The sequence below is a fragment of the Paenibacillus sp. GCM10027628 genome (assembly GCF_042676385.1).
Lineage (GTDB): Bacteria > Bacillota > Bacilli > Paenibacillales > NBRC-103111 > Paenibacillus_E.
Genome location: NZ_JBHTHA010000005.1, coordinates 92274 through 116195 on the forward strand (window position 1 = coordinate 92274; position 23922 = coordinate 116195).

Consider the following 23922-nt stretch of genomic DNA (forward strand, 5'->3'; position numbering starts at 1 on the left):
AACACAAAGCCGAGTTGAAATGTGGGCGCGGGCGCCAAAGCGGGACAGACATTTTATGCCCTCAGGACGCATACCCTTTATCATCATGCTCTCTTAAGGAAAGGGATGAACGTCTATGTGCGGAATAACGGGATGGATAGATTGGCGGAAAGACTTGACCGGGTACCCGTCCATTCTAGAGAATATGACGGAAACCTTAAATCTGCGCGGCCCGGATGCTTCCGGCACTTGGATATCGCAGCATTGTGCGCTTGGCCATCGACGTCTTAGCGTGATGGACCCGGAGAACGGCGCCCAGCCGATGATCCGGAAACAAGGTGATTATACGTACACGATCGTATATAACGGTGAACTTTACAACGCCCCGGAGCTGAAAAAAGAACTCGAAGGACGCGGGCACCATTTCCGCACCACGTGCGATACGGAGGTACTGCTTGTCGCTTTTATCGAATGGGGCCGTGCTTGCGTGGATCGTCTTAACGGGATTTTCGCTTTTGCGGCGTGGAACGATCAGGAGCAATCCCTCTATTTGGTCAGAGATCGGCTCGGCGTAAAGCCGCTTTTTTATTCTCATCAGAATGGTGTGCTTCTATTCGGTTCCGAACCGAAGGCGATTCTTGCCCATCCGGATTTCAAAGTCGAGGTTGGCGCGGAAGGTTTGGCGGAAATATTCGCAGTAGGCCCCGCACGGACGCCGGGACACGGGATTTATCGCAACATGTCGGAGCTTAAGCCCGGGCAATGCGCTGTCTTTGACCGCAACGGCTTGTCCATCCGCACGTACTGGAAGCTGGAAAGCAAGACGCATCCGGATGATGTAGACGCAACCGCAAAGCGCGTGCAGGAACTGCTCCAGGATACCGCTGAGCGCCAGCTCGTCTCCGATGTGCCCATCTGCACTTTGCTGTCCGGAGGGCTTGACTCCAGCGCGCTGACGACTCTTGCGGCGAATCATTACAAGGAAAGCGGCAAGGGCCAGCTTCATACATTCTCTGTCGATTACGTCGACAATGACAAGCACTTTAAAGCGAATGCCTTTCAGCCAAATGCCGATGCACCGTGGATCAAACGAATGACCGAGCATTTAGGCACCGCGCATCATTATATCGAATTTGACACCCCCGAGCTCGTAGAATCGCTGAAAACAGCTGTTTTTGCCCGCGATACACCGGGGATGGCGGATGTTGACGGATCCCTGTATTTGTTCTGCCGGGAAATTAAAAAAGAAGCGACCGTCGCCATTTCCGGAGAAGCGGCCGATGAAATTTTCGGCGGTTATCCGTGGTTTCACCGTGATGACGCGCTTGAAGCGGATACTTTTCCGTGGTCGCTCAAACTGAACAACCGGGTCGACATTCTGGCTCCTGATCTGATCGATTGGATCAAACCGTTCGATTACGTCAGCAACCGATATCAACAGGCATTAGACGAGGTGCCGCGGCTAGCCGGAGAAACGCAGCAGCAGAACCGGATGCGCGAAATGTCGTATCTGAACATCACCCGATTCATGCCGACACTTCTCGATCGTAAAGACCGTATGAGTATGGCCGTTGGTCTGGAAGTACGCGTTCCCTTCTGCGATCATCGGCTTGTCGAATATGTATGGAATATTCCCTGGGAAATTAAAACATCCGGAGAAAGGGAGAAGGGCATTCTGCGAAAAGCGCTCAAAGGCGTACTCCCTGACGATGTGCTGACTCGCAAAAAAAGCCCTTATCCGAAAACGCATAATCCAAATTATTTAACGGCAGTAAGAAAATGGGTACTGGAAATACTTGACGACTCCAGCTCGCCGCTGCTCCCCTTTATCGATGTGAAAAAAATTCGCGAACTCGCCAGCTCGGAAGAAGCCGATGTGAACATACCATGGTTCGGTCAGTTGATGTCGGGACCGCAGCTATTCGCTTACCTCGCTCAAGTGGACACTTGGCTGCGCACATACAAAATATCGATTCGATGAAAAAAAACCTGCTTCCCCTTTTCGGAGGAAAGCAGGTTTTGCATTTATTCGTCAGCTTCGTTCGGCAGCCTGTCCAAAAACTTTCGGAGCGCTTTCGCCCGATGGCTCATTTCATTTTTTTCTTCAACTGTCAATTCCGCCATTGTCTTCTCAAACGCCGGAATATAGAACAACGGATCGTAGCCGAACCCGCGCTCACCTCTGGGTTCGCTTATAATATAGCCTTCACAGCGGTCTTCCGCTTCAATCGTTTCATTTGCGACCGGGTCGATAAGCGCGAGTGCACAAACGAATGCGGCTTCACTCAGGAGCTTCGGCTGTTCGGCGTTCGCTGGGTAAGCATCAGAGGGAATCTGCTCATTTAACGCTCGCAGCAGCTTCGCATTGTTCTCGGCATCTGTCGCTTCCTCGCCCGCGTACCGGGCCGAATATACGCCTGGCGCTCCGCCAAGGGCCGTAACGCACAGCCCGGAATCATCAGCCAGCACAGGTACGTGCAGATGAGCGGAAATGACCTGCGCCTTGATGCGCGCATTTTCGGCAAAAGTGGCTCCGTTCTCTACGATCTCAGGGAGATCGGAATAATCAGCCAAACTGCGGACTTTATAGCCTTTGGGTTCAAAAAGCTTTGCAAACTCCTTGACTTTTCCTTCATTACGTGTGGCTATAACGACAAAATTACTCTGCAGTCGCATGTTCCACACCTCGAATGCGTGCGCCAATAGGTCCGAGAACCTTCCGCTGCTCCTCAATCATCGCCTGAATGCCCGTTTCAGCCAGTGCCAATAATTCATCCAGCTCCTTGCGGGAAAATGGTGCATCCTCGCCGGTGCCTTGGATCTCGACGAATTGGCCGGAACCTGTCATGACCACGTTCATATCGACTTTTGCCTGGGAATCTTCTTCATAATTGAGATCCAATCGAGGCGTTTGACCGATGACCCCCACGCTGACAGATGCGAGAAAATCATTGATTGGAAATACCTTTAAATTTTTATCCGTTACCAGTTTATTAATGGCAAATGCCATCGCTACAAAAGCACCTGTAATCGAAGTGGTTCGTGTACCGCCATCCGCTTGAATCACATCGCAATCCAGCGTAATCGATCTCTCGCCCAGCGCCTCGAGATTAACAACGGATCGAAGTGCACGCCCGATGAGCCGCTGAATCTCCATTGTACGACCGCCAAGCTTGCCCTTGGCCGCTTCACGCTGATTTCTAACTTGCGTCGCACGCGGCAGCATCGAATACTCCGCCGTCACCCAACCTTTTCCTTGACCCTTCATAAAAGGCGGGACCCGATCCTCAATGGTCGCTGTGCAAATAACCTTCGTATCCCCGACCTCAATAAGCACCGAGCCTTCAGCGTGTTTAATATAGTGAGGGGTTATTTGCATAGGTCGCAGTTCTTGATTCGTTCTTCCATTGATTCTCATAAATTGTTGTTCTCCTCCTGTACTCGTCTTGCCTATGTCCCCATTGTAATGTAGTGCGGGACTTTTGTAAAAAAAATAGGCAAACTCCCCTTAAAATTGATTTTATTATTTCCACTTCATCCAAAAAATGACCCCTACCGCAAGCAGTCCGGTTAGACAATACTTGCAAGTAGAGGTCTCGATCATTTTCGATTAGAGCTTCAATTGATTGATATGCGTCGGCCTGGAGACCGGCTTGTTGTATTTTTGATCGTCCGTTGATGTAATCTTTCCGTCGACCTTAATTTGTACTTGTTTAATGCCGGTATTTTCAGTTAAAGAAAGGATCACCGACTGCAGCGCATCACCGGATGCCGTTTGATCCGCGCCAGGCAGCTTGCCGGAGAAATCGACCGTGACTAATCCATCCGCCTGTTTGACGCTTTTCACTTCCGTAGTTGCATTCAACACGCCGGTTAAGCCTTTTTTGGCGTCAGGTCCCTTAATGAGCTGGTCCACAACGGCTTTGGCCACATCATCCGTTCTTTTGACCATGCGGGTAACAGGTACGTAATATTTGTAATTTTGATCGTTTTGGTTCAAGAAATAGAGCGTCACCGGTGTCGATTGTCCGAATTCGGCGTCTGCCGCTTTTTCGATGTTGATGCCCATCGTACGCGCAAGCGGCGTATCCAGCGGCGTTTTGCCTTTTGGCATTTCCTTCAGATCTTTGCCATCAACGCGGAGCTGAATTTTCTCAACCGTCGGGAAGCTCGTAAGCGTCCAAGTAACGGCTTCAAGAATTTTACGTTCATTTTGCTGGTCATAGTTCAAAAATTCTTTGGAGAAGTCTACGACAGCCCTCTTATCGGCCGTAACGTTGACGCCGAGCACCTTGGTGTCTTTTGGAAGTATCGCTTGGAATCCAGCAGGCAGCAGGCTCGCTACCGGCCCGCCATCGACCATGTATTCCAGCGTCGTCTTTGCTACGGATGGAGATTTGGGCAGGCCCAGGCTGACCGGCGCAACGAATCCTTTCGCATCTTTCACATACACGGTCATTTGCGATGAATTGTCTGCAGCCATGTCGATCGTGACTGCCGCCGATGTGGTCTGCGCATCCGTTCCCGCCCCTGTTTTCGGAGGCGCATCGATGTCACTCTTCTTCCCGGAGCCCAGAACCGAGCATCCTGTAGTCAGCAAAGCAATCACCCCCGCGATAGCGGCTGAACGAATCCAATGTTGTTGTTTCATATGCTTGTTTCCTCCTTAGAGTTTTCGATAGAAAACTGGCTTCGTAAGCATGGACTTTAAGTCTAGCCTGTACTAAGCTTTTTCGTATTACTATGTATACGAGGCTTTGTCCGATTTATAACTAGTTTTTGTCCAAAAAAGGGGCCAAGTTTAATGAAAGTTGAACATACGTTTTTTTACGCATAAAATGGCTTCCGAATCACGTTTAACTATTCATGGAATTACACATATTGATTTGAAAAAAAGCATCGCCACCCGCAACTTGGACTGTGGGTGGCGATGCTTTTTCAAGCTAATCTTGCGGTTTATTATACGTAGAAATACTGTTATGCGCCAATCTTCCGCAGGCGGCGGCGACGAGCCCGCAAACCAGGTCATCCACAAACGTGTTGCATTTCCCGCCTGTGTGATCGCTGTCCAGTTCTTTAATGATGCCGATCTTCGCTTTATCCAAGTAGCCGAAATTCGTCAATGCGATCGTGCCGTACATAAGAGGGATTGCTGTCGCGATCGACTCATCAACCCCGAACAATCCTTCATCACTGCCTACAATGTGATTATACTGCTTGCTAAACTCATTATGTTCCACGCCCGCATCAATTTTGATGGCGAGCTGCACCGCATGAAACGTTTGCTGTTTGCGAAGTACGGCGAGCACATGATGCTCACATACCTTACGATCCAGATCCGGACTATAAGGCCGCTGCAGCATATCGACGATATCAACGATATCGTCAAGTGTCACACCGCGCGAAGCGAGCAAAGCCAGGTTACGCTGCGTATAGTCGTCTTTCACTTTTTCCGAGATCACTACGCTGGCTGTCGATGCCACCAGGGCGCAAATGCCTTTGGAAAGGAACGATTTGGGTCTTTTGGTTGGAAAAAAGAAACGGAATTTACAATCAACAAATCCGAATAAGGAGCTCGCTCCGCTGCCGTACATCCCGCAGATGGACATTGCGATCGTCCGGTGCAGGTTGTAAGCCGAATCTTTCATGCTGGCGAGCAGTTCCGAATCATGCTTCACCTTTTTATCCAACTCGAGCAGGGTCATCATTACATTGTAAGTTTCCGTTTTGCTAAGCACGCCAAGTAGCGTTTCGGCAATAAGGTCATGGGGAATTTTTTTGATCCCCTTCACTTCGACCAAGAGTCGGGCGATTGCGGTTTCAATATCGGCTTGGGGAAAATGATGAAAAACTTCATCTCTCATTTCGTTTAAAACGAGCGACTTTTCTTTCAGAAATGTTCTCATGACTGAATCCCTCCGTTTATATGGCGCAGATGACTATTGATAAACCCTAAACTGCGATATAGCGAATAAATTCGGCATCCGGCTCCAACTGCCGGATACGTCCCTCCGCTTCCAGCAGCACCAGGTGCGCGATCGTCTCCGACAGCGCGAATCGCAGCTGATGAATGGTGAGCCGGTCCCCAAACGTCGACCGGCACACTTCATAAGCGCTGAGCGGCGCGCTGAGATGCTGCTCCATGAGCGCGAGCCGCTCATGGTGATGGCGCACAAGCTCCGCTGCGCGTGCGCTAAAGCCGGACCATGGCTCCCGGTGGCCCGGGTAAGCCATTTTGACCGGCAGCCTGCCGATCTCCTGCAGGCTGCTCAAGTACGCGCCGAGCGGATTGTCTTCCACCTGCGGGAGGAAGCTGACGTTCGGCGATATTTGCGGCAGGACGTGGTCGCCGCAAAAGACCGTCTCCGCCTCGGCATCGTAGAAGATGAGATGACCCGCGGCATGGCCGGGGGTCTCGATCGCTTCGTACACCCGGTCCCCGAGGCGCACGGGTCCTTCCCGCAGCAGCGTGACCTGCGGCTGCGGGGAAACCAGAGGGACGAAGCTCGCCATGTGCTTCGTCATTTCTTCCAGCCCGGCCTCCGGCATGCCATGCCGAGCGAAAAGCGTCAGGAGCAGCGCCGACATCGGCTGCTCCTCGCCCCACAGGAGCTGCACCTGCCGCCAGCCGGTCTCCGAGAGGAGAACCGGCGCGCCCGTGCGCTCCTGGAACCAGCCCGCCATCCCGTAGTGATCGGGATGGTGGTGTGTGAGCACGATCTGTTCGACGTGCTCAAAAGCGATTCCGCGCTCCTGCAGCACCTGCTGCCAGAGCGCCTCCGCCTCCGGGGTATGAAGCCCCGGATCGATGACGGTGTAGCCGCTGCCGCCGCGCACGAGGTAGGCGTTCACCCACCGCAGCGGGAAAGGTAGCGGGACTTTAACCTGAATGATATCTTTATGATGTACAATTACGTTGTTCATTTCGCGGTGTCATCCTTCCTTATGTCCAACAAAAATCATTCGACTGGAAGTCTGCGGATCGTAATTGTGCCCATCGTAACTTCCGTATACATGATCGATATGTAAGCCGGCATTTTGCAGCATTGTCTCAAAAGAGACGCGTTCATATAACTTCACCTGCTCCAAGTAATGGCGGTCAGGCACACCTTCTTGCGAGATGACGATTCTTTTCCGAACAAAGCCCTCTTCAATACAGCGGGACTCGCGGATGGTCAGGCCATTCTCCGAGCGTTCCGATTGCGGAACGAGATTCTTTTTTACGTAAATGGGGTTCAGAAAATCAATGATGTACCTACCGTTTTCTTTTAACAATCGATGGATTTCGTGGATAACCTGTTCGTTCTGCGCATCATCGTCAAAGTAACCGAATGAGGTGAAAAGATTGACAACCACATCGAAAGTCCGGTCGAGGGGAACTTCACGCATATCTCCTTTAAGCCACTTCACCTGGCTTTTCGTATCCAGCTTGACCGCTTCCGCCAGCAGCACCTCCGATAAATCGACTCCGGTCACATCATACCCAAACTCCGACAGTGCCATCGAATGCCGACCCATCCCGCAGCATAAATCCAGCACCACCGTGCTTTTCGGCAAATTTAGCCAATCCATCATTTTCTTCACTTCGTGATAAGCGCCTTGTAAATCTCTATGCTTATAAACAATTAAATAATCATTCCCAAAACTCTCTCGATACCAAGCCACAATCGTTCACACCTTTTGCATTTAAAATAAATAGTACTAGTACGTCCTTGCCTCATTGTCCGCAGGTTCAGGATTGTTTCGCTTTCAATAGTAGAAGCCCCTCCCGTGCCTCTTCCTTGCTGAAATTGCCGGCATGCAGCAAATCCTCATCTTTGCCCAGGAGCCGTTCATAAAATAATACGCCCTGCGCCACCGCTGTCGGCACAAGCTCCTTATGATCATCCATATAATGAAAGAGCACATCCTCAGCCTTGGCGAACTGACCTTGCATATCGTAATATTCAAATAGCCGCATCTTCATATCCGCTGGGAGCACCCACGGCAGCAGCCGATCGAGGCACTGCTGAATTCGCTGTTTTGCCTCTTCCGTCACTTCGGGCTCGTCCGTAATGGGCTTCCCTACGAGCAGCAATAATAGGTCCAATGATTTCAAATAAGAGCGGTAAGCTTCATCGTCTTCGTCGTGCTGGCGAAACAAATCTCCTTGTCCGGTGAACAGGTCACTAATCACCATTGCTTTGGCTGTGTCCAAATGCCCTTGATAGGTCAGCAGTTCAAGAATGTCCTTGCTGGATAACGCCTGCAAAGATTTTAAATTCAGTCCCAGCAAATGGCGGCTGGCTTCATCTAATAACGGCTGCGCTTCGCTTAACGGGATCTGTTCTTTATGAAACAAAATCCGGTGCAGCGTGACCGTCAACTGCTCGATCTGGCGCATGAAATAATCGCGTTTGAACATGAGAACAGCCTCCACCCGCATTTTCGTAAGAAATCTTTCTTCATAAGATAGGCTAACCGTGGGAAATACCTCATTTCAGCTTACCACGGCTTCAGGCTAAACTCAAAAAAACGGGGAACGCCCATTTTTCCCAGTATACCGCACCATTGACAACCGCCCTTCATAAACTAACTTTGACTGTATCCCTAAACCTTGTATTTCCCAATACCCGAGCAAGGAGGGGTGACACACATCCATGGGCAGCGACCACAAAAACAAATTTCTACTTACGAACCGCGAACGCGAAGTATTCGAACTTTTAGTGCAGGACAAAACGACGAAAGATATCGCGCAGCAGCTTTTCATTAGTGAAAAGACTGTTCGAAATCATATTTCTAATGTCATGCAAAAGCTGAACGTAAAGGGTCGTTCACAAGCGGTTGTAGAACTGATCAAGCTTGGGGAATTAAAGATCTGATTCCGTCCGCACACGGATCCATGTGAGCCTTCGCAACTCCTCTTTGAGGAGTTCGAGGGCTTTTTATGTGGGATAATAAAAAACAGCATCGTTCGCTGGATTTCGGACCAGTACGGATGCTGCTTTATTTGGGGTAGCTATTGACTGGGCGGATCATGGACCGATATGGAGCACTAAATTGCAACAGTCGGCTCATGGAACGAAGTATGATTAGTCCAACATCCGTTCTTAAACATTGAGATACACCTTGCCCACATAGTGCGATAGAGGTTGTGATCTTACCGATAATAAGATTTGCAATCTCTTCATCTGTAAATTTGACTCCTTGAGAAATATTGTCCGGATCAGAGTCTGGCTTTTCTGCAGAGACCGGAGGTAATGCAACACCCTCTTTGATCAAGAAATTCTTGATCATTACTACATCTTCCATTGATTCTTTAACCGCATTCTCGATTGCGTGTCTGAGTTCAGGATCAGATGTGGTGTTTAATGCGATTTTATAGATAATCTGACCTTCTTCATAAATAGTCAGCAACGTCCATAAGGACATTACTTCACCGACATGCAATGGCGGTACTGGCTCTTCGTCTGTCAATGAGCCAAACATGCTTTTTTCACGCAATTATTATTTATTTTTAAGGCTGGGTTAATCTGCATTGGTTATTCTATAGACCAACCCCAATAACATATAGAGAATTGGACTTACAACCTTAAAACGTTGTAGGTCTAATTTTCATTTACGGGTGATCCTAATATGCAAAATTCTACTGTAACTATAATCTGATTCTGTCCGCACACGGATCTATGTGAGCCTTCGCAATTCCTTTCAGAGGAGTTCGAGGGCTTCTTATTTTTTCGAATAACTGCAATTAAATCGTCCGCCCCAGAAAGTAAATGTAAAAAAGTACATGTTATTAGACTGGCTAGCTCTCAGGAGGCAATCTTCCTGCAAAACATGCAGGTCAATTAGCCGATTTTAGTTAAAATCGGTTAGCTTGCGGTAATTAACTGTAGGAAATGCAGGTAGTGAGCCGATTTTAGCGATTTTCTGCTAAATGGATCAAGGTAATCGGTTTCCTTTCCTTACATTAAAAAGACACTCTTTTTTTATGCCGCTGGCGGGAAGATGAGCGTTGTGCTATCTTGGAAGAAAATGTTTAAAAAAGGAGCGATGAAGATGACAGGAAGCATGCTGGATGCCTACCCTTTTCATCCGATTCTGAAGGCATGGTTTGCTTCGCGATTCGGCGATCCGACCGATGTACAAAAGCAGGCTTGGAGGCAAATTGCATCCGGCGCCCATACGCTCATTTCTTCGCCTACCGGCTCCGGTAAAACATTAGCCGCTTTACTGCCATGTTTGGACGGTGTGGCCAAAAGCAAGCAGTCGTCCGAAGACTACGCCCCCGGCGTTAGGGTGCTGGTTGTGACTCCGCTAAAAGCGCTAAATAATGACATACACGATCATCTGCTGCATTTCATGCAAGAGATTGAGGATGTTGCCGCTGCTGCCGGTGAAACAGCGGCATGGCCGGGCATTGCGGTCGGCGTACGTACCGGCGATACGAAGCAGAGCACGCGGGCATCGATGCTGCGGCAGCCGCCGGATGTGCTGGTGACTACGCCGGAGTCGCTGTATCTGCTTCTCACCTCGCCGCGTGCGAGAGAAATGCTGAAAAGCGTGGAGCAGACGATCGTCGACGAGATCCACGATTTGGCAGCGGACAAGCGCGGCATGCACTTATCGCTCACGCTGGAACGGCTGGCGGCGTGGTGCGGCCGATCCGTGCAGCGGATCGGCGTCTCGGCGACGCAGAAACCGATTGAGCGCGTCGCCCGATATCTTGGCGGCTGGGAGAATGACCAGCCGCGTGAGGTGGCGATTGTCGAGAGCAAAGCCGACAAACGCTACGAGCTGCAGGTGACGATGCCGGAACCTGCAAAGCCCGGGGCTGACAAGGAGGCGCTGTGGACGCCCCTTGTGGAGAAACTGCTGCAGCTGATGGACGGCTGCAGCACGGCGCTTGTGTTCGCAAATAGCCGCAGGCTTTGCGAGAGACTGACCTTGCGTCTCAATGACCACGTCGGGTATGAGATCGCAAGGAGCCACCACGGCAGCGTCGCCCGCGAGAAGCGGCTCGAGGTCGAGCGCATGCTCAAGTCGGGCGAGCTTCGCTGCCTGGTAGCCACATCGTCGCTGGAGCTCGGCATCGACGTGGGCCATGTCGATCTGGTCATCCAGATCGACTCGCCGTTCACGGCCGCCGCCGGCATCCAGCGCATCGGCCGAGCGGGCCACGCCGTCGGCAGCGCCAGCCGCGGCGTCATGCTGGCGCGCAGCCGCACGCTGCTGCCGGAGCTGGCCGTGCTCAGCTGGCGCATCGCGGCGCGCGACATCGAGGCGATCCGCATTCCGCGGGGGAGCCTTGATGTGCTGGCGCAGCAGGTGGTCGCCATGGCAGCCATGGGCGACGAGCTGGATGTAGCGCGCCTGGAGCGCCTGCTGTCGCAGAGCGACAGCTTCCGCGGAGTGCCGCGCGAGCAGTGGCTCGCGATGCTTGAGGTGCTCGCCGGCCTTTACCCTTTCGTGCGCCCGCTCATCGAATGGGATCGGGACACCGGCCGCCTGCACCCTCTGGCGGCTACGCAGATGGCCGCGCTCGTCGGCGCCGGCACGATCCCGCAAAGCTCGGCGTACCCCGTGCACCACAGTGAGACCGGCCTTCATCTCGGTGAACTCGATGAGGAGTACATTCACGAGTCGTCGGTCGGCGACGTCTTCCAGCTGGGCACGGCTTCTTGGCGCATCGTCCGTATCCGGCCGGAGCGGATCTATGTTCGCGAAGCCGATAATCGCTTCAGCGAAATCCCCTTCTGGCGCGGGGAAAGCGGCGGAAAAACGTTTGAGCTTGGCGTCCAGACCGGAGCGTTATGGCGGGAGCTTCGAGACCGGCTGCAGATTGAATCGTCGGAACCTGATCGAAAGGTTCCAAATTCTTCCTCCGTCGGAGAACGATCCGTGGTCGATTTGCGTGTCCAAAATTGGTTAATGGAGACGTACCATTTGGACACGGAAGCGAGCAGCAGTCTGATCGGACTGATCCGCAATCAAATCGCGGTCAATACGGTTCCTACGGACCGAACGGTCGTCATCGAGTCGTTCGCGGACGAAAACAATCAGACCCATTATGTGCTGCACAGTCTCTTCGGGCGGAAAGTCAACCGAACCTGGTTGATGGCCATCGACCGAAGCTTGAAACAGAACGGTTTTTCCACGATCTACACCAATGCCAAAGATAACGGGATTGAGCTAATATTCCCAACCTATAATGAAGCGATCTTGCCATGCATCATGACCCTTTCACCCGAGCAGGCGGAGGCAAGCGTTATCGAAAGCGTAGCTGAGTCCGGTATGTTCGCCGCAGCTTTCCAGCGCTTGGCGGAAACATCACTGCTTTTATCCCGAAGCTTCACCAGAATGCCGGCTTGGAAGAAAAGATTGCGAGGGCAAGAACTGTTGAAGGAAGCTCTTCCTTTCAAAGAGCGCTTCCCGCTTTTTCAAGAAGCTATGCGGGAATGTCTGGAGGAGCAGGTGGATATTCGGCATCTCGCGGATATCCTGAAAGCTATCCAGGCAGAGGACATTCGGTTCGCGGTACATCGCAATCACTTTCCGTCCCCATTGGCCGCTCAATTCCAGTCTGACTATGTGAATCAGAGAATTTACGAGTCCGATGCGCTTACTCAGGACTTACAGGTGGAGCTGCTCGGCTTTAGCCGCCAGATGGCTGCCGACATCTTCGGTACAGAGGCCATTCGCAATGCCGTTAACCCTCAAGTCATCGCGGACGAAGAAGATAAGCTTGCTAGGACAAATGATCCACTGAAAAGTGTTCAACATGTGCTTCGTTATTTAAAAGAAAACGGCGATGCTACCAGGGATGAACTGCGAAAAGTAAGCGAGCTCGCTGGGGATGATATCGATATTTGGTTAGAAGAACTTTTGGAAAAAGGCACGGTCACGGCCTTTGCTACAAATGGCCAAACGCTCTATATTAGCAGCGATGAAAACGAGTTCTATTCATCTCTAGCCGTTTCATCCGTAGCGAGATCGTTCGTTTTTCAAAGATTTGCAGAAAGCAAACTTTCTTTCACAACGGAAGAACTTGCGATGCGTTATGCCGTTTCGAGCCAAATCACGGCTTCCTGGCTGCAGGAAGCCAGTCAAGCAGATATGATCACCGTCGCCCCATTCGCCGATCCCGCTGTTGAGGAGCTTTGGACCAGCAGCAAGGTGGCGTCCCGCCTCATTCGTCTTTCCCTGCAGTCGTATCGCCGCAATGGGCAAGGCGTTCTGCCACTAACCTATCTGCGGCATATGCCGCTTTTACGCAAGCTTGCGGATCGTACGGAAGCGGCTGGTATGGAGGGACTTCGCGATATCATTAGAGAATTGCAGGGCTTTTTCCTGCCCGTTTCCCTGTGGGAATCGGTGCTTTTTCCGACCCGGCAGCCCGCTTATCGCAAGCAAGATCTGGATTTGCTTTGCTCGTCCGGCGAAGTCATTTGGATGGGGCGTAAAGAGCCGGAAGAGAAGGAAGGCAAAATTGCTTTTTTCTTGGCAGAAAGCCATCTCCTCTTCGAACCTTGTCTTGCGGCGGTTCAAGGCAAGCCCGTTTCTCAGCCGGAATTGCTTACACTTCTTCAAAGTAAAGGCGCAAGCTTCTTAAGTAAGCTAGGTATCGAAACCGGACGAGCTCCTTCGGCGCTTTTGGAAGAGCTGCTGCAATTGGTATGGGACGGACGTGCGGCGAACGACCAATTCGCCCCATTGCGGCTGCATGCCCAAGGTGCTCCAAAGAAAACCGATAAGTTTCAATCCGGGCTCGGGCGTTGGTATTCGCTAGACTCGTTAGTAAGTCCTGCCTTCGATAAGGAAGCAGCGGCAGTGGAATGGACGCACCATCTTTTGGGGCGTTTTGGCCTTATAACCAAAGACGTTGTCGCTGCTATGTGTCCTTTTCCGTGGGAATCCATTTTGGCTATCCTTAAACAGCTGGAGACGTGGGGACTAGTCGTACGCGGTCTATTCATTGCGGATTTGCCCGCTCTGCAATTTGCGACGAAGGAGTTCATCGGCTTGCTGCAGCAACCGTCGACCCGTGGGGGACTTTCGAGGAACTCAGAAGCTTATGAGCAAAAGGTCAACATCATTAGCGCCATCGATCCAGCCAATCCCTATGGTCTAATCGTTCCTTGGCCGGAGTTCGCGGGGGTATCTTTTTCCCGCAAGAGCAGTAATTACCTCGCCTTTAAAGGAACGCAGTGGCACTACTGGATTGAAAATAACGGCAAACGTATCTATCAGATCCATCAAGAAGCACCTGTGGAATCTGTTGATAAGGAACGGATCATTCATGACCTGAAAAGCATGTTCCGCATGTTTTTGAAGCAAAATCAGCTTCGCAAAATCGTCATCGATACTTGGAACGGCGTACGCATCTCTGATGCTCCTGAACAGGAGTACTTAAAGCTGCTCGGCGCTGAAAAAGACCGGGCCAGCTTTGTGCTTTGGCCGAGCCAGTTGAACTGAAGGTTAGATTTTGGAGCATCCTGCGAGCAGTTAAGCATGTTTTTCCGTGCTAAAGTGACCATCGTGCGGGCGTGCATGACTTTAACGCGGTTTTTCCGTGTTATAGTCAGGGATCGGCCGCCTGGATGCCTTTTCTACCGACTTTAGCACGTTTTTCCGTGCTAAAGTGACCATCGTGCGGGCGTGCATGACTTTAACGCGGTTTTTCCGTGTTATAGTCGGGGATCGGCCGCCTGGATGCCTTTTCTACCGAGTTAAGCACGTTTTTCCGCGTTAAAGTGACCATCGTGCGGGCGTGCATGACTTTAACGCGGTTTTTCCGTGTTATAGTCGGGGATCAGTTGCCTAGCTTCCTTTTCTACCGAGTTAAGCATGTTTTTCCGTGCTAAAGTGACCATCGTGCGGGCGTGCCTGACTTTAACGCGGTTTTTCCGTGTTAAGTGCAATGGGGAGGGGGAGTGGGCAACGGGGAGTGGGCAACGGGGAGTGGGCAACGGAGAGTGAGCAACGGAGAGTGAGCAACGGAGAGTGAGCAAAGGGGTAGTGAGCAAGCAACCAAAGGGATACAGAAAGAAGAGCGGCTATGCGCCGCCCTCCTTTTTGTCCCCCCATTTGTCATGCCTAAACCCGTTCCACTTTTACCGCACAAATTTTAAACTCCGGCATCCGGCTCGTCGGATCCAGCGCATCGTTGGTCAGCTTGTTGATCGACAGCTCTTCTCCCCAGTGGAAAGGAACGAACACCGTTCTGGGTTGAATCCCTTCGGTCACTTTTACTTGGAAGACCAGGGAACCGCGCCTGCTCGTTATCCGGATTTGCTGACCGATGCCAAGACCGATTCGGCCGGCCAGCCACGGATGTATTTCTGCTACAGGAACGGGTGCTTTTTTGTTCAAGCCTTCGGTTCGGCGCGTCTGCGCCCCGCTCAAGTAATGATTGGAGAGCCTGCCTGTCGTAAGCACATAAGGATAATCGGTATCGATCGGTTCCGCAGGCATTTTGGGCTTGATGCCAAATAGTCTTGCTTTGCCGTCGGCATGATAAAAAGATTCTTTAAATAATTGCGGTGTTCCCGGATGCTCAGTCGTGGGGCAAGGCCAGAAGACGCCCTTTTCAGCTTTGAGCCTTTCGTACGTTATGCCGCTATAGTCCGCTTTGCCGCCCGCAGATGCCAGCGCCAGCTCCTTAAACACATCTTCAATACCCGCATATTGAAAATAGGCACCGCGTCCCAGCGCATCCGCCAGCTCGCAGATGATTTGGTAGTCCAGCTTGGCATTGCCGGGAAGCTCCAACACTTTGCCCCGATGGAACACCCTGCCCTCCAGGTTGGTCATCGTCCCTTCGGCTTCCAAAAAAGACGAACCCGGAAGCAAATAGTGCGCATATTGCGCCGTTTCCGTCTCGAACATATCGACGACGACAAGCAGCTCCAGCTTCTTGAGCGCCCGCTCCACCATTTGGCTGTTCGGGCTGGAAACGAGCGGATTCGAACCAAGTACGATGAGAGCTTTTATTTCCCCTTCATCCACCTTTTGCAGCAGCTCGTACGCGGATACGCCTTTACCCGGCAGCTCTTCGGGGGCGATGCCCCACACCTTGGCTACATGCTCACGCGCAGCCGGATCTTCGATCAGCCGATAGCCGGGCAGTTGATCGGCCTTTTGTCCATGTTCGCGCCCGCCCTGACCGTTCGCCTGCCCCGTAACGGCTCCGTAGCCGCAGCCTTTTCGCCCTATTTTGCCGGTGAGGAGCGTCAAATTAATATAGTTCAAGGTGTTCTCGACACCGTTCACCTGCTGCTCCAACCCACGCGCCGTGAGGACAATCCCGGTCTCTGCTTTGGCAAAACCGCGTGCAATCGTGCGAATAACTCCCTCAAGAACGCCTGTAAGCTCTTCTACTCTTGCCGGGGTGAAAGGTCGAACCGCTTCCTTCAGTTGATCGAAGCCTATCGTCCGCCCCTGAATAAAGGAATCCGCAACCAGCTTTTCTTCAATCATGACATGCAGCAGTCCGTTAATAAAAACGGAATCAAAACCCGGCTGAAGACGGACATGGATGTCGGCGACCTTCGAAGTCATTGTGTTGCGCGGATCGATTGTGACGATGACTGCCCCGTTTTTCTTGGCATCTAGCAAATAAGGCATCATGGTCGGCTGGCATTCCGCAATGTTCGTACCAGCCAAAATAATGTATTTGGCATGTGGAATTTCGGATAATGGCATTGTCATCCCGCGGTCCAGACCGAACGCCTGATTGCTTGCCGCTGCAGCCGATGACATACAGTAGCGCCCGTTGTAGTCGATATATTTGGAGCGGAGCGCCACGCGGGTAAATTTTCCAAGCAGATAGCAAACTTCATTAGTAAGCGACCCGCCGCCGTAAACACCTACAGCATCGTTGCCGTACTTCGCTTGCAGCCTTTTGATTCGATCCGCAATATCTTTATACGCGAACGTCCATGTAACTTCATGCCAACTCCGAGTCTCCCCAAATGTTCTATGCAACGGCTCCGTAATCCGTTCCGGATGAATAACGTGATCCATCGCATTCAAGCCCTTTTGGCAAAGCCGGCCTGTAGCTACCGGAAAATCCGGACTCGGCTTGATGGTGAGACCAGGGCTTTTATCGCTCGGGATGAGCGAAAGCCCGCACTGCATGCTGCAAAAGCAGCAGTGGGACGAGGTCTGCTCCATAGGCACTGTCGTAAGTAGTGCTTTCATCGCACCTCTCCCCCTAAAGCTTTCTACTGAGGAAGGCCAGATTAACTGGCCATTTCTTCCGTTTTAGTAAATCCGATAAACACAACGCCGTCCTGAACTCTCGTGGAGTACGTTTGAACGCATCCGGTATCGGGAGCTTGAACCAGACCGGAAGGCAGGTGTATCTTACGATCATGCAAAGGACAGAAAACGTGGTCATCGCAAACGATCCCTTCGGCAAGTACGCCTTCCTTATGCGGGCAGCGGTTTTGAATCGCTTGAAGCTTGCCGCTGCTTAGTTTAAAAAGTGCTACCTCTTCGCCTTGATAGCGAATGGTTTTCCCCGTATTAACCGCCAATTCATCATAGGAAACGGCTTTCACCCATACCATTTGTTCTTCTTTTACGCTCATATCACTCGCTCCTCCCCATGTAAAAACGTCTATTTAAGCTCGACCACTTCATACAGGTCTTGTCGAATTTTTTTACTGTCAATGGCTGCTTTCCAAGGATCTTGGGTCACCGACAATGCAACATCCATTCTTGCGCACAGCTCTTTTCGTTTTTCATCGTTTTGAATCACTTCACGCACGTGCTCGATACCGAGTCTGTGAACCCATTCGCTGGTACGTTCTCCGTATTTGCCCGTTTCGCGGTAATATTGCAGGTACGCTTCCGTGTACTCGATGATTTCTTCTTCAGTTTTCACGGTTGTCAGGAGGTCGCCGACGCGAACTTTCACACCGCCGTTTCCTCCGGCATACAGCTCCCAACCGCCATCGACCGAAACGACACCCAAATCTTTAATACCGGATTCTGCGCAGTTTCGCGGGCAACCGGATACCGCCATTTTCACTTTCGCCGGCGTATTTAGCCGTTCAAAACGTTTCTCCATTTGGATGCCGACACCCATCGCATCGCCAGTGCCGAATCGGCAGAATGTCTCGCCGACGCATGTTTTAACCGTACGGAGCGCTTTGCCGTAGGCATAACCGGAAGGCATGTCGAGCGCTTCCCACATCGCGGTCAAGTCTTCTTTTTTCACGCCAAGCAAGTCGATTCGCTGCCCGCCGGTCAGCTTCACCGTAGGGACGTTGAACTGTTCCGCTACCTCAGCAATACGCTTCAGCTCCGCAGGATTCGTCACTCCGCCGTACATCCGAGGAACTACGGAGTAAGTGCCATCCTTCTGAATGTTGGCATGCATCCGCTCGTTCACAAATCGCGAAGTGCTGTCATCACGGTACGTTTCAGGACTAACCATGCCGAGGTAGTAGTTCAATGCCGGACGGCACTTGGAGCAGCCCTCTTCGTTTTTCCAGCCAAGTACATTCATGACTTCGCGAACGTGGGTAAGCCCTTTTTCACGAATGGCAGCTACAACTTCATCGCGCGTATGATCGGTACAGCCGCAAATCGTTTCTTTGGCTGCGTTTTTATCGTAGGAATCTCCTAACGTGAATGCGAGAAGATCACTAACCAGCGGTTTGCAACCACCGCATGAGCGGGATGCTGTTGTGCAGTTCTTGACTTCTTCCACACTCGTCAAGCCTTGTTCTTTGATCGCCGAGCAAATGGTACCTTTGGTAACCCCATTGCAACCGCAGATGATCGCATCGTCTTTCATGTCTGCAACACCGGATGCTGCGCCGCCGCCAGAAGAATCCTTCAGAATCGCTGTTTTTTCCATGCCGCTGATATCTGTTTCATCACGGATCATTTGCATTAAACGAGTTCCGTCTGACGTATCGCCGAATAGCACGGCTCCGATGATTTTGTTATCTTTGATGACAACTTTTTTGTAGATACCTGAAAACTCGTCGTGAACGCGAATGGCTTTCGTTCCTTCGGCATCCACGAATTGCCCGCCAGAGAACACGTCAACACCGGAAACTTTAAGCTTGGTGTAAACGACTGAACCTTCATACGGTCCGGTTTCTACGCCGGCCAGATGTTTGGCAAGAACGGCGCCTTGCTCATAGAGAGGAGCAACGAGACCATACGCGATGCCGCGATGCATGGCGCATTCACCAACCGCATACACATTCGGCACGCTTGTTTGCAAATAATCGTTCACCACGATGCCAGGATTGCATTCGAATCCGGCATCCTTCGCGAGCTGGACATTCGGGCGAATGCCGACAGCCATGACGATAAGGTCGGCTTCGGCGATGCTGCCGTCTTTGAATTTCAAGCCCGTTACCCGCTTGTCGCCGATGATTTCAGCGGATTGTTTTTCCAGCAGGAAGTTGATCCCTTGCTCTTCAAGCGCCGCCTGCAGCATCTTGGACGCCGGCCGGTCGAGCTGACGCTCCATGATCGTATCTACGATATGAACGACATCGACCTTCATCCCCAGATTAAGGAAGCCTCTCGCCGCTTCAAGTCCAAGCAGGCCGCCGCCGATGACGATCGCTTTCTTGTATTTTTTCGCCGACTCGATCATGATCTCGCAATCGCGAATCGTACGATAAGCCATAACACCTTCCTTATCAGCTCCCGGCAACGGAATCATGAACGGATTGGAGCCTGTTGCCAAAATTAATTTATCGTAAGGAACCGTCAACCCTTTGTCGCTTGTTACCGTTTGTGCGGTCGTGTCGATTGCGGTTACGGTTTGATTGGTATACAGCTTAATGCCGCTCTTTTCATACCATTCGAACGGATGTATGACGATGTCATCCACTTTCGAATCCCCGGCAAGAACATAAGACAACAGGATCCGATTATAGTTCGGGTGAGGCTCACTACCGAAAATCGTAACTTCATATTTACCTGGCGCCAGTTTCAACAAGTGTTCTACAGCGTTTACTCCAGCCATACCATTCCCGACCAATACGAGCTTCTCTTTCTGTAACATTTCAATCATCCTCTCTCGATTTCCATCTCTATATCCCATTGTTTTTTTATCCATAACCGACTAAAAAGGGTCATCGGGAGCGATAGCTGCCCCCAAATGACAATAGTTGGGATATGGAGCTAGAGCAGTTCGTCATGAACTACCAAAGACGAGTGGTCGTAAACGTCTTTGCGCATACAGCCTACTTCCCGGAGCGGCAAGCTGCATGAGCAAAACGTTTAGCAGAGCAGAGACCACTGACGGTCAGGTCAGCGGCCCCAACCTTTTCAATTACGCATGTACGCTGTCCAGTGGAGGCGCCGCCTTAACCTTCCCGCCCTCGCCGATCCAAGAGCGTTTCCACTGGCCTTGTACGGCAGCAATGATTAGGATGCAAACGATGGCAATCCCGCTAAGAATAAGGAACCCCGGCGTAAAGGAACCTGTGGAAAGCTTCAAATTACCGAGAATCTTTGGCAAGAAGTATCCGCCTAATCCGCCCGCCGCTCCGACGATGCCTGTAATCATACCGACTTCATTGTTGAATCGCTGAGGTACGAGTTGGAAAACGGCGCCATTGCCCATGCCCATGCACATCATTCCGATGAAGAGCAAAGCCGTTGTAATACCTAAGGCAGGAAGTGTAGATACGGCCGCCAGCATCAATCCGATTACAGCATACAGGGTCATTAACATCCGCAAGCCGCCCATTTTATCCGAGAGCCAACCGCCTACAGGACGGAAGAAGCTTCCAGCGATTATACAAATCGTGGCAAAATCCGCTGCTCTAACAGGACTTAATTGGTACTGTGTATTGAAAAAGATCGTCAAATAGTTCGCCATGCCGGAGAAACCGCCAAAAGTGACCATATAGAAGATACAGAACAGCCAAGTATCTTTTTGCTTCAGAACGCGACCGTAATCCGCGAGCTTGGCTGGAGCCGGTTGCGTAGGACTGTCTTTTGCCGTGAAAATAAAGATGATAAAAACGAGAACTAGCGGGATAAGCGCTAATCCGAATACGACGTGCCAGCTGCCAAAATGCTGCGCTAACCGGTTGGCAAACAAGGTAGCAAAAATCGTTCCGCTGTTGCCCGCTCCGGCGATGCCAAGCGCCAAACCTTGATATTCCGGCGGATACCAGCGGCTGGCCAGCGGAAGAGCAGCTGCGAAGCTGGCTCCGGCAATACCGAGCATGAGCGCGACAAAGTACATGTCGTTCAAGGAGTTTGCGAACTTCCAACCGAAGATGAGGGGCACCACGGTTAAAGTCATGCCGATGATGGCTGTTTTCCTAGGGCCGATTCGGTCTGTCAGAAATCCTAAAACAACTCTGAGAATCGAGCCCCCGAGAGCCGGAAGAGCGACCAGATTCGCTTTCTGCGCCGCATCCAGCCCAAAATCCTTTGCAATGAGAACGGCAAGAGGACCCAGCATCACCCAAATCATAAAGCTCATGTCAAAATACAAAAATGCGCCGAGTAATGACCCCTTGTGACCGCTTTGCAAGAAACTTTTCCGATCGACCATGTGTACCCTCTCCTTTTTTTGAGGCTTTGCGCCTTCTTTGTGATCCTATCCTTCGTTTTTGTGTCTGATCCGCAACAAAAAAAGCCGACATACAAAACCGCACAAATGCGGTATGTTCATCGGCCTCTTTGCCACTGCAGCCACTTCTCTGTGAACTGCATGTTAGAATATTTAGATGATATGAAAACATAAAAAGCCTATCCATTTACGCATTTGTAAGGGATAGGCGCCATTGCCTTCGTAATGAACACATCATTGTGTTCGTTCATGTTGTTATTATAGTATAGCTCAATTTAAAATGTCAATAAACATAACATATATTTTTTCATTATTCCGTTTATAGGTGCATATCGACAAAAATTATAACATTATGATATAGTAATGCGTAAATATACCAGAAAATCAACCAAATACCTAACATTTAACTAACATGAGTTCTGAAGTTGAATGATGATGGAGGTATCTTAATGTTACAATCATTTATTTTGATCGACGAGTTTGAACGAATTCGCCGGGCCCCCTCCACCTCGTCAACGCCTTACAAACTGGATGCTTCGCTTGCCGTTAAGGAGTCTATGCCTGAAAACGTCTTGAAAGATATGGGATTTCGGGTGTACGAAGCTACGCACGCCAAAGAAATTCCTTTATTCCTGCCCAAGGTTGACGCTATATTATTATCAGTAGAACCAGACCAAGTGGAGCCATGGCGAACTCGTATGCTTGCGCAGCGCAGCCTCCCTGTATTCTGGTGGTGCGACGCGCATACGTTCCCCAGCCACGAGTGTAAGCTCGACTCCGGTATTGACGGGTTAATCGGCCCCGGCATGAGCGCCTTGGAAATTCATTGCGCTTTGCTGCTCGGCGTCAACCATTATTTTCAAAGGACGGAATGGCATCAGGAAAGGGAGCAGCTTCTGTCCAAGCTCGAAGAGCGCAAATGGATTGATCAGGCGAAGCGGATTTTATGCGAAATCAAACATATTTCCGAAGCTGAAGCTTACGATTTTTTACGCAAACAAGCGATGAATGAACGCAAACGGATGGTTGACGTCGCCACCTCCATCGTCAAAGTGTATCAACTGCTGCAAGATGAGAATAAAGGAGGAAGAAAACGATGATATCCTTATTAAAAGAAGTGGGCCGCGGGAAACGCGGAGCTAGAGATTTAACTTATGAAGAAGCTGCGCAGGCAGCTGTTGCGATATTGACCGGAGCGGCAACGCCCGCTCAAATCGGCGCTTTTCTTGTTGCCGAGCGAATCAAGATGGAATCCCCCGATGAGCTCAAAGCTTTCATCGATGCGCTGCGCGCGCGCATCACTCCTTATCCGGTCGCAGGCAGCATGGACTGCGCCGGACCTTACGATGGACGTGCCCGCACGTTCATCGCGACACTGCCGACCGCATTCGTGCTCGCCGCATGCGGGCTGCCAACAACGCTTCACGGCAGTCCAAGTATGCCCCCCAAATGGGGCGTTACTTTGACGGACGTGCTTCAAGCGTTGAAGATTCCTGCGCTTCAAGCTTCGCGGGAAGCGCTCATTTCCGCCGCGGCGCGAACAGGGTTCCTGTTCACGCCGACGGAGAGCTGGTGCGCACCGCTCGGCGAGCTGCGCGGATTGCGCCAGGAACTCGGGCTGCGCACCGTGTTCAACACCGCCGAGAAGCTGCTTCGCTTCACGGAAGCGCCTTACATGGCCGTGGGTGTGTTCCACGGCACCGTCTTCGAGAAAATCACCAATTTGCTACTCGAATTGGGTGTTTCCCGCGGGATCGTCGTTCAGGGCATGGAAGGCTCCGAGGATCTTGGCGTCGACAAACGCACCCGCACCTATGTGATTCAAGACGGCGCAAGCGAGCTTTTCATCGTCGATCCTGAAATATATGAACTGATGATCGAAGTTCCGGAAGTGGTGTGGACCGCGGAACTGCAAGGTGAAACCGCACTTGCTGTACTGCGTGGAGAAGCTGAGCTGCCCTACTTGAACATGGTGCTGCTCAACAGCGCAGTCCGCTTATGGGTCGCGCAAAAAGCCGGCTCTATCGAGGAAGGCATCTATCTGGCTCGACACGCGATCGAGCAAGGTAACGCCTTGCGCAAGTTTACCGAGTGGACGGAAGCCATTAAACCGGTATCCGCAACGTAATCTTTCCTTTCATCACAAAGAAAACCGTCAGGATCTTCTGACGGTCCTTTTGCGTGTAAATCCATACGTTTGCGAATGAGGAGGAAATTAGACATGGCATCTGGCAACATCTACTCTGTAACGATGGAAATCATCGCTATTCACTCGTTTCCATTTACTCTTACGTCTGTAACGCTGAATAACATCGTTCCCGCTTCACTCAGCTTCCCATTGGGTCGAACTCGCTCAGAATGGTGAGCCGCAGGTCCCTCCTCCGAATTAAAAGCCC

18 protein-coding genes are annotated in these 23922 nt (G+C 51.2%); 6 read left to right on the forward strand and 12 right to left on the reverse strand.

The window, feature by feature from the left end; translation table 11 throughout:
* The first annotated feature begins 115 nt into the window (after nucleotides 1-115).
* Nucleotides 116-1960, forward strand: coding sequence for an asparagine synthase (glutamine-hydrolyzing) (asnB, locus tag ACFQZT_RS08615; protein WP_379298669.1), 1845 nt, complete (start codon nucleotides 116-118; stop codon nucleotides 1958-1960).
* A gap of 44 nt (nucleotides 1961-2004) precedes the next feature.
* Here asnB and ACFQZT_RS08620 read toward each other — a convergent pair whose 3' ends face one another.
* From ACFQZT_RS08620 to ACFQZT_RS08650, 7 genes are all read right to left on the reverse strand, one after another.
* Complete coding sequence (locus tag ACFQZT_RS08620; RefSeq protein ID WP_379298671.1) at nucleotides 2005-2655, reverse strand: XTP/dITP diphosphatase; 651 nt, start codon at nucleotides 2653-2655, stop codon at nucleotides 2005-2007.
* Nucleotides 2639-3397 (reverse strand): ribonuclease PH, encoded by a 759-nt coding sequence (gene rph / locus ACFQZT_RS08625; protein WP_379298673.1) that lies wholly within the window; start codon nucleotides 3395-3397, stop codon nucleotides 2639-2641. The genes ACFQZT_RS08620 and rph overlap by 17 nt, the downstream gene beginning before the upstream one ends.
* Nucleotides 3398-3589: 192 nt before the next feature.
* Complete coding sequence (locus ACFQZT_RS08630) at nucleotides 3590-4630, reverse strand: GerMN domain-containing protein (RefSeq protein ID WP_379298675.1); 1041 nt, start codon at nucleotides 4628-4630, stop codon at nucleotides 3590-3592.
* Between the two features lie 292 nt (nucleotides 4631-4922).
* The gene (locus tag ACFQZT_RS08635; RefSeq protein ID WP_379298677.1) at nucleotides 4923-5885 is read right to left on the reverse strand and encodes a phosphatidylglycerophosphatase A family protein; all 963 of its coding nucleotides are present in this window, start codon (nucleotides 5883-5885) and stop codon (nucleotides 4923-4925) included.
* 46 nt (nucleotides 5886-5931) lie between these two features.
* On the reverse strand, nucleotides 5932-6903 hold the full coding sequence (locus tag ACFQZT_RS08640) for an MBL fold metallo-hydrolase (protein WP_379298679.1): 972 nt from the start codon (nucleotides 6901-6903) through the stop codon (nucleotides 5932-5934).
* A 9-nt stretch (nucleotides 6904-6912) separates the two neighbouring features.
* A complete protein-coding gene (locus tag ACFQZT_RS08645) occupies nucleotides 6913-7647 on the reverse strand; it encodes a class I SAM-dependent methyltransferase (protein ID WP_379298868.1) in 735 nt (244 codons plus the stop codon).
* Between the two features lie 64 nt (nucleotides 7648-7711).
* Nucleotides 7712-8383, reverse strand: a complete 672-nt coding sequence (locus ACFQZT_RS08650) for a DUF6483 family protein (RefSeq protein ID WP_379298681.1) — start codon at nucleotides 8381-8383, stop codon at nucleotides 7712-7714.
* Nucleotides 8384-8618: 235 nt separating this feature from the next.
* Here ACFQZT_RS08650 and ACFQZT_RS08655 point away from each other — a divergent pair, with 235 nt between their 5' ends.
* On the forward strand, nucleotides 8619-8840 hold the full coding sequence (locus tag ACFQZT_RS08655) for a helix-turn-helix domain-containing protein (protein WP_028556998.1): 222 nt from the start codon (nucleotides 8619-8621) through the stop codon (nucleotides 8838-8840).
* A gap of 124 nt (nucleotides 8841-8964) precedes the next feature.
* Here the strand turns inward: ACFQZT_RS08655 and ACFQZT_RS08660 are convergent, their stop codons facing one another.
* Nucleotides 8965-9435, reverse strand: coding sequence for a DUF3231 family protein (locus ACFQZT_RS08660; RefSeq protein WP_379298683.1), 471 nt, complete (start codon nucleotides 9433-9435; stop codon nucleotides 8965-8967).
* 582 nt (nucleotides 9436-10017) lie between these two features.
* Between ACFQZT_RS08660 and ACFQZT_RS08665 the strand changes: the two genes are divergently transcribed.
* Entirely contained in the window at nucleotides 10018-14433 is a 4416-nt protein-coding gene (locus tag ACFQZT_RS08665) for a DEAD/DEAH box helicase (RefSeq protein ID WP_379298685.1), read from the forward strand.
* Between the two features lie 621 nt (nucleotides 14434-15054).
* Here ACFQZT_RS08665 and ACFQZT_RS08670 read toward each other — a convergent pair.
* The 4 genes from ACFQZT_RS08670 to ACFQZT_RS08685 form a co-directional block, all read right to left on the reverse strand.
* Nucleotides 15055-17160 (reverse strand): molybdopterin oxidoreductase family protein, encoded by a 2106-nt coding sequence (locus ACFQZT_RS08670; protein WP_379298687.1) that lies wholly within the window; start codon nucleotides 17158-17160, stop codon nucleotides 15055-15057.
* A gap of 41 nt (nucleotides 17161-17201) precedes the next feature.
* Nucleotides 17202-17552: a nitrite reductase small subunit NirD gene (gene nirD / locus ACFQZT_RS08675; RefSeq protein ID WP_379298689.1), complete on the reverse strand. Its 351-nt coding sequence runs from the start codon at nucleotides 17550-17552 to the stop codon at nucleotides 17202-17204.
* A gap of 29 nt (nucleotides 17553-17581) precedes the next feature.
* Nucleotides 17582-19999 (reverse strand): nitrite reductase large subunit NirB, encoded by a 2418-nt coding sequence (nirB, locus tag ACFQZT_RS08680; protein WP_379298691.1) that lies wholly within the window; start codon nucleotides 19997-19999, stop codon nucleotides 17582-17584.
* A gap of 270 nt (nucleotides 20000-20269) precedes the next feature.
* Nucleotides 20270-21508 carry a nitrate/nitrite transporter gene (locus tag ACFQZT_RS08685; RefSeq protein ID WP_379298693.1) on the reverse strand — a complete coding sequence of 413 codons (1239 nt, stop codon included), beginning with the start codon at nucleotides 21506-21508 and terminating at the stop codon, nucleotides 20270-20272.
* Between the two features lie 467 nt (nucleotides 21509-21975).
* On the opposite strand from ACFQZT_RS08685, the gene ACFQZT_RS08690 reads away from it, so the two are divergent.
* The 3 genes from ACFQZT_RS08690 to ACFQZT_RS08700 all read left to right on the forward strand — a co-directional run bounded on the left by ACFQZT_RS08690 (nucleotide 21976) and on the right by ACFQZT_RS08700 (nucleotide 23891).
* On the forward strand, nucleotides 21976-22626 hold the full coding sequence (locus ACFQZT_RS08690; RefSeq protein WP_379298695.1) for an ANTAR domain-containing response regulator: 651 nt from the start codon (nucleotides 21976-21978) through the stop codon (nucleotides 22624-22626).
* A complete protein-coding gene (locus ACFQZT_RS08695) occupies nucleotides 22623-23654 on the forward strand; it encodes an anthranilate phosphoribosyltransferase (protein ID WP_379298697.1) in 1032 nt (343 codons plus the stop codon). Before ACFQZT_RS08690 ends, ACFQZT_RS08695 begins: the two co-directional genes overlap by 4 nt.
* Nucleotides 23655-23747: 93 nt before the next feature.
* Complete coding sequence (locus tag ACFQZT_RS08700) at nucleotides 23748-23891, forward strand: hypothetical protein (RefSeq protein WP_379298699.1); 144 nt, start codon at nucleotides 23748-23750, stop codon at nucleotides 23889-23891.
* Nucleotides 23892-23922 lie beyond the last annotated feature (31 nt).

Excerpts from the sequence above, each read along its gene's own strand:
- nirB (WP_379298691.1), bottom strand. The coding sequence starts at position 19,999 with ATGTTACAGAAAGAGAAGCTCGTATTGGTCGGGAATGGTATGGCTGGA.
- ACFQZT_RS08695 (WP_379298697.1), top strand. The coding sequence starts at position 22,623 with ATGATATCCTTATTAAAAGAAGTGGGCCGCGGGAAACGCGGAGCTAGA.
- rph (WP_379298673.1), bottom strand. The coding sequence starts at position 3,397 with ATGAGAATCAATGGAAGAACGAATCAAGAACTGCGACCTATGCAAATA.
- ACFQZT_RS08670 (WP_379298687.1), bottom strand. The coding sequence starts at position 17,160 with ATGAAAGCACTACTTACGACAGTGCCTATGGAGCAGACCTCGTCCCAC.
- ACFQZT_RS08650 (WP_379298681.1), bottom strand. The coding sequence starts at position 8,383 with ATGTTCAAACGCGATTATTTCATGCGCCAGATCGAGCAGTTGACGGTC.
- ACFQZT_RS08630 (WP_379298675.1), bottom strand. The coding sequence starts at position 4,630 with ATGAAACAACAACATTGGATTCGTTCAGCCGCTATCGCGGGGGTGATT.
- asnB (WP_379298669.1), top strand. The coding sequence starts at position 116 with ATGTGCGGAATAACGGGATGGATAGATTGGCGGAAAGACTTGACCGGG.
- ACFQZT_RS08700 (WP_379298699.1), top strand. The coding sequence starts at position 23,748 with ATGGCATCTGGCAACATCTACTCTGTAACGATGGAAATCATCGCTATT.
- ACFQZT_RS08655 (WP_028556998.1), top strand. The coding sequence starts at position 8,619 with ATGGGCAGCGACCACAAAAACAAATTTCTACTTACGAACCGCGAACGC.
- ACFQZT_RS08640 (WP_379298679.1), bottom strand. The coding sequence starts at position 6,903 with ATGAACAACGTAATTGTACATCATAAAGATATCATTCAGGTTAAAGTC.
- ACFQZT_RS08620 (WP_379298671.1), bottom strand. The coding sequence starts at position 2,655 with ATGCGACTGCAGAGTAATTTTGTCGTTATAGCCACACGTAATGAAGGA.
- nirD (WP_379298689.1), bottom strand. The coding sequence starts at position 17,552 with ATGAGCGTAAAAGAAGAACAAATGGTATGGGTGAAAGCCGTTTCCTAT.
- ACFQZT_RS08690 (WP_379298695.1), top strand. The coding sequence starts at position 21,976 with ATGTTACAATCATTTATTTTGATCGACGAGTTTGAACGAATTCGCCGG.
- ACFQZT_RS08665 (WP_379298685.1), top strand. The coding sequence starts at position 10,018 with ATGACAGGAAGCATGCTGGATGCCTACCCTTTTCATCCGATTCTGAAG.
- ACFQZT_RS08635 (WP_379298677.1), bottom strand. The coding sequence starts at position 5,885 with ATGAGAACATTTCTGAAAGAAAAGTCGCTCGTTTTAAACGAAATGAGA.
- ACFQZT_RS08685 (WP_379298693.1), bottom strand. The coding sequence starts at position 21,508 with ATGGTCGATCGGAAAAGTTTCTTGCAAAGCGGTCACAAGGGGTCATTA.